The 3,825-nt window shown below is 70.0% G+C and carries 7 protein-coding genes; 3 read left to right on the forward strand and 4 right to left on the reverse strand.

Annotation, left to right across the window (positions count from 1 at the left end):
• Nucleotides 1-71: 71 nt before the first annotated feature.
• The 3 genes from ssuE to R6V09_RS54795 all read right to left on the reverse strand — a co-directional run bounded on the left by ssuE (nt 72) and on the right by R6V09_RS54795 (nt 1,983).
• Complete coding sequence (gene ssuE / locus R6V09_RS48155; RefSeq protein ID WP_317887779.1) at nt 72-626, reverse strand: NADPH-dependent FMN reductase; 555 nt, start codon at nt 624-626, stop codon at nt 72-74.
• Nucleotides 627-657: 31 nt separating this feature from the next.
• Complete coding sequence (gene sfnG, locus R6V09_RS48160) at nt 658-1,779, reverse strand: dimethylsulfone monooxygenase SfnG (RefSeq protein WP_317887780.1); 1,122 nt, start codon at nt 1,777-1,779, stop codon at nt 658-660.
• Between the two features lie 120 nt (nt 1,780-1,899).
• Entirely contained in the window at nt 1,900-1,983 is an 84-nt protein-coding gene (locus tag R6V09_RS54795) for a putative leader peptide (protein WP_350966533.1), read from the reverse strand.
• 137 nt (nt 1,984-2,120) lie between these two features.
• Between R6V09_RS54795 and R6V09_RS48165 the strand changes: the two genes are divergently transcribed.
• A complete protein-coding gene (locus R6V09_RS48165) occupies nt 2,121-3,032 on the forward strand; it encodes a LysR family transcriptional regulator (protein ID WP_317887781.1) in 912 nt (303 codons plus the stop codon).
• 18 nt (nt 3,033-3,050) lie between these two features.
• Here R6V09_RS48165 and R6V09_RS48170 read toward each other — a convergent pair whose 3' ends face one another.
• A complete protein-coding gene (locus R6V09_RS48170) occupies nt 3,051-3,239 on the reverse strand; it encodes a hypothetical protein (RefSeq protein WP_317887782.1) in 189 nt (62 codons plus the stop codon).
• Between R6V09_RS48170 and R6V09_RS48175 the strand changes: the two genes are divergently transcribed.
• Both R6V09_RS48175 and R6V09_RS48180 read left to right on the forward strand, forming a co-directional pair.
• Nucleotides 3,217-3,345 carry a hypothetical protein gene (locus R6V09_RS48175; RefSeq protein ID WP_317887784.1) on the forward strand — a complete coding sequence of 43 codons (129 nt, stop codon included), beginning with the start codon at nt 3,217-3,219 and terminating at the stop codon, nt 3,343-3,345. The genes R6V09_RS48170 and R6V09_RS48175 overlap by 23 nt on opposite strands.
• Before the next feature lie 73 nt (nt 3,346-3,418).
• The coding region (locus R6V09_RS48180; protein WP_317887783.1) for a deoxyribodipyrimidine photo-lyase at nt 3,419-3,825 on the forward strand (407 nt) is incomplete at its 3' end.

Genomic DNA, 3,825 nt, shown 5'->3' on the forward strand with positions numbered 1-3,825 from the left:
GGTCTCCTGCGCCGTCGTGCGTGCGGTCGTACGGTCGGTCGCGCGGGCGGGCTCGTCGGCGGTCATGGTGGTCAGCTCGCCGCCGCCAGGAGCGGGGTGCGGCCGAGGGCCGCCGAGAACTGGTCCACCACCTGGGTGAGGGCCTCGGTGGTGGCCGGGGCCACGGTGAGCGAGCCGTCCTCGTGGGTGGTGATGTCCTTGTCGAGGGTGAACCAGCCCTGGACTATGTGCGCCGCGCCCATGGAGTTCAGCACCGGGCGGAGCGCGTAGTCGATGGCCAGCACATGTGCGGTGGACCCACCGGTGGCGAGCGGCAGCACGGTCTTGCCGTTGAGGGCGTACTGCGGGAGCAGGTCGAGCAGCGCCTTGAGGACTCCGGAGTAGGAGGCCTTGTAGACGGGTGTGCCGACGACCACTCCGTCGGCGCGGGCGAACAGTTCGGTCGCCTCGACGATTGCCGGGTGCCGGAAGTCCGCGCCGAGCAGTGCCTCGGCGGGGATGGTGCGCACGTCGAGCGGGATCACCTCGTGCCCCTGGGCGATCAGCCGCTTGTCCAGGTGGCGCAGGAGCCGGTTGGTGCGGGAGGAGACGGAGGGGCTGCCGGAGACGGACAGGACGGTGGCCATGGGTCCTCTTTCTGGTCTGCTGCGGGGGCGATCAGGCGTGCACGGAGACGGACTCGGCCTCGGCGTCGGGAAGTTGGGCCTCCAGTTCGCGCACGAGGGGCAGTACCCGCTTGCCGAAGTACTCGACCTCCTCGTGGTAGTGCAGGAAGCCCAGCAGGAGAAGGTCGACGCCCAGCTTCCGGTACGCGACGATCCGTTCGGCGATCTGCTCCGGGGTGCCGATGAGCCCCGTACGGAAGCCGTCGTTGTACTGCACCAGGTCCTCGAACGTGGAGTCCTGCCACATGCCCTTGCCGTCGGCCGAGGACTGTCCGGCCTGCTTCACCGCGGCCCCGAAGCCCGCTACGGCCTCGCGGTCGGCCTTGGCGACGATCTCCCGGAGCGTGTCGCGGGCCTCGGTCTCGGTGTCGCGGGCGATGAGGAAGCCGTTGAGGCCGAACTTCGGTGCGGTGCGGCCGACTTGGGCCGCCGAGTGGCGTACGTCGGCGATCTGTTCGGTGACGCCGTCGAAGTCCTTGCCGTTGGAGAAGTACCAGTCGGAGACCCGGCCGGCCATCGCGCGGGCGGCGGTGGAGTTGCCGCCCTGGAAGATCTCGGGGTGCGGTCGCTCAAGGGTGTTGAGGGGCTTGGGCTTGAGGGAGAAGTCACGCAACCGGTAGAAGTCTCCGGCGAGTTCGGTGTGGTCCTCGGTCCAGATCTGGCGCAGGGCCCGGATGAACTCCTCGGAGCGGCGGTAGCGCTCGTCGTGCTCAAGCCAGGGCTCGCCGAGGGCCGTGAACTCGCCCTTGAACCAGCCGGACACGACGTTGACGGCGAAGCGGCCGTTGGACAAGTGGTCTGCGGTGGCGCCGAGTTTGGCGAGGACGCCCGGATGCCACAGGCCGGGGTGGACGGCGGCGATGACCTTCAGGCGCTGGGTGGCGAGGAGGAGGGCAAGGCTGAAGCTGGTCGACTCGTGCTGGAACTCGGCGCCGTAGCTGGCCATGTAACGGACCTGGCTGAGCGCGTACTCGAAGCCGTTGTTCTCGGCGAGGACGGCGAGTTCGCGGTTGTACTCGTAGCTCCAGTCGGTGCGTTGCTCGATCTTGCTGGTGACGAGTCCCCCGCTGACATTGGGGACCCAGTAGGCGAATTTCACGGGCGCTGCGGGCATGCGGAACTCCTGTTGCGGAATGTGTTTCCGGGCACGCCGAATCCGGCCGGAGCGAAATCCGGCGGAGGTCAGACGGAGGCGGAAAAGGAGCGGCGGATCACGACAGGGAGGGAAAGGGGATCAGGCCGCGGTGCAACAGGAGGCGCTGGAGACGCGCGCGAGGTCGACGTGGCGTCGCCGCGTGAGGTCCAGTCGCATCTTCATGCCATCGATCGTGGCAGCCGCCCGCGAGGACCGTCAAGGAAAACCCGACCGGTCTCGTATCGCGGACCATTGAATTTCACGAAGGTGTGACAGGGAAACCCTTGAACGGCCCGGGAAATCGGCCGCATTCTGCGGGCATGCGGACCGAACAGCTGGAATACATCGCGGCCGTGACCCGGCTCGGCTCGCTGCGCCGGGCCGCCGAGGAACTGCGCCTGTCGCAGCCCGCGTTGAGCGAGACGGTGAGGAATCTCGAACGCGAACTCGGGGTCGACCTCCTTGAGCGCAAAAGGACCGGCGCGACGATGAGCGCGGCGGGCCGGGAGCTGCTGCCGAAGATCGTCGACGTGCTGGACGCGGTGGACCGGCTGCGGGCGGCGGCGGGCGAGCGGCACCGGATCAGCCGCATGGTGCGGGTGGGCACGGTGAACGCGGCGACGGTGCCGCTGCTGCTGCCCGTCGTCCGCGAGTTCCGCGCCTCGCATCCGCTCACCCAGGTCGAGGTGGTCGGCGCTCAGCAGACGGACATCCATCGGGCGCTGGCGGAGGGCGGTTTCGATCTCGGGCTGGTCAATCACCTCGACGGTGACGACATGCCGGCCGACTTCGAGTCCACCGAGCTGCTGTCCGGGCTGCCGGTGGTGTGTGTACGTCCCGACAGCCCGCTGGCGGCCCGGCCGACCGTCACTGTGGACGAGCTACTCACCGAACCGCTGATCGGTATGCGCTCCGGCTATGTGATGCACCGCTATGTCCACCGGCTGCTCAATGGGCGGGGGCCTGCTTTCGCCTACTCGACCGATGGCGCCGAGATGGGCAAGCTCATGGTCGCGGAGGGGCTGGGGGCGACGGTCCTGCCCGACTTCAGCGTGATCGGGGACCCGCTGGAGCGGCTCGGTGCGATCACCTACCGGCCGATCGCCGGCGACAGGGCCCGGGTGCTGCTGATGCTGCGCCGCCGACGCGCGGAGTCCGTGCCGCAGGCGGCCGGAGATCTGTACGAGGCGTTCGTGCGGCGGGCGCGCGAGCTGGGCGGAACACAGTCCTGAGGCCGGTGCGCCGTACGGTCAGTCCTCGTCGCCCATCGGGACCACCACGAGGAACGCGTCGGACTTCAGGTCCATGACGACCCTGGCGGGCTGACCCTCGGCGCGGCGCCGGGCCGCGAACTCCTCGGCGGGCCATGATCCGCGCGGGGCTCCCGCCGGAAACCGCTCCAACACCCTGGCGACCATGTCCGCAGACACCTCCAGCATCGACCCTCGGCTCCCCACGGGGACCGTCGTACCCGTGCGCCTGCCCCCGATCGGCGTGGACATGCACGTCACCGCGGTGCCGAGGGGACGTACGCCCGTCGGGTGACAGCAGCATCCGCCGGGTGCCGCCGACCGGAAGCACCTCACGGCCGCCTTTCCCGTCCCCAGGAGTGCGCACCATGAACGTCTCGGTCGTCCTGTTCACCTCGGACCTGCGTCTGCACGACCACCCCGCGCTGCGGGCCGCCGACGGGGCCCGCCAGGTGGTCCCCCTGTTCGTACGCGACCGGGGTGTGACGGACTCCGGGTTCGCCGCGCCCAACCGGCTGGCGTTCCTCGCCGACTGTCTCCGCGACCTCGACACGGGCCTGCGCGAGCGGGGCGGCCGGCTGGTGGTCCGCTCCGGTGACGTCGCCGGTGAGGTGTGCAAGGTGGCCGCCGAGACCGACGCGGACGAGGTCCACATGGCGGCCGACGTCAGTGGTTACGCGCAGCGGCGCGAGCAGCGGCTGCGGCGGGCGCTGGAGGCGGAGGGGCGGCGGCTGCACGTCCACGACACGGTGACCACGGCCGTCGCGGGCGGCGG

Source organism: Streptomyces sp. W16 (assembly GCF_033194735.1).
Lineage (GTDB): Bacteria > Actinomycetota > Actinomycetes > Streptomycetales > Streptomycetaceae > Streptomyces.